2 protein-coding genes are annotated in these 880 nt (G+C 61.7%); both read right to left on the bottom strand.

All coding sequences use genetic code 11. The features are described 5' to 3' along the window. Position 1: 1 nt before the first annotated feature. Positions 2–478 carry a transposase gene (locus tag ACIIOY_RS26785; protein ID WP_411037713.1) on the bottom strand — a complete coding sequence of 159 codons (477 nt, stop codon included), beginning with the start codon at positions 476–478 and terminating at the stop codon, positions 2–4. Continuing rightward, positions 393–782: a transposase gene (locus tag ACIIOY_RS26780; protein ID WP_411037712.1), complete on the bottom strand. Its 390-nt coding sequence runs from the start codon at positions 780–782 to the stop codon at positions 393–395. Before ACIIOY_RS26780 ends, ACIIOY_RS26785 begins: the two co-directional genes overlap by 86 nt. Between the last annotated feature and the right edge of the window lie 98 nt (positions 783–880).

Genomic DNA, 880 nt, shown 5'->3' with positions numbered 1-880 from the left:
CCTAGGCATTGTGGACGGATTTGACCAAGGTGAACCCCGCTGCGAGCGCGACGATGGCTGCGAAGTTGCGCTTCGTCTTCTCGCATCGTAGGGCGACACGCTTGAAGCGCTTTAGCTTTCCGACCGCCTGCTCGATACGCGCACGCCCTTTGTAGATGGCCTTTACGAAGAAGCCCGGCTTGCCCTTTTCGTTGGCCTTTCGCGGAATAACGGGGATGATGCCCCGTGACCGCGCCGCCTGCCGATTAGCCTTGCTGGCGTAGCCCTTGTCGGCGACGGCGCCCCTCGGATCGATATCGGGGCCGAGCCCAAGCAGGATGGTGAAGTGCGGAGCGTCGCCTTTTCGCCGCCGGTCAGGTCGAAGGCGATCGGATGGCCGTTGAAGTCGGTCTTCAGGTGAATTTTGGTAGAGAAGCCGCCGCGCGAGCGGCCAAGCGCCTGGCCATTCTGCCCCCCTTTGCGCCCGCTGCTGAGACATGGGCGCGCACGACGGTGCTATCGAACATCTGGATCAGATGCGCCGAGGATGACAGCGCCGCGAGGTGATCGAAGAAGATTTCGAACACGCCTGCCTTGCTCAACCTGTCGAAGCGTTTCCAGACGCTGTTCCATTTGCCGAACCGCTCCGGCAGCGCCCGCCAGGAGATGTTGTGGACCGAGAAATAGTGCATCGCTTCCAGAAACAGCCGGTCGTCACGGCCCTTGTCGCCCCGACGCGGCAGCGAGGCCCGGAACACCTCCAGCGCCATCGCCCAATCCTTCTCCGTCATCTTCGTGGACATCGCCGACCTCCAAATCAGTCGGCTCTCCATGAATCAGACAAATCCCCTCAGAGGAATCCTCGCCTCTCTTCATGCGGCAATCCGTCCACACCGCCTAG

The organism is Shinella agrisoli (genome assembly GCF_046557955.1).
Taxonomy (GTDB): Bacteria; Pseudomonadota; Alphaproteobacteria; order Rhizobiales; family Rhizobiaceae; genus Shinella.
The sequence above is the reverse complement of the archived record's forward strand: the minus strand, read 5'-3'. Positions and strand labels throughout refer to the sequence as shown.

Bases quoted from the DNA above. Each gene is read 5' to 3' on its own strand.
- ACIIOY_RS26785 (WP_411037713.1), bottom strand. From the start codon at position 478: ATGTCTCAGCAGCGGGCGCAAAGGGGGGCAGAATGGCCAGGCGCTTGG.
- ACIIOY_RS26780 (WP_411037712.1), bottom strand. From the start codon at position 782: ATGTCCACGAAGATGACGGAGAAGGATTGGGCGATGGCGCTGGAGGTG.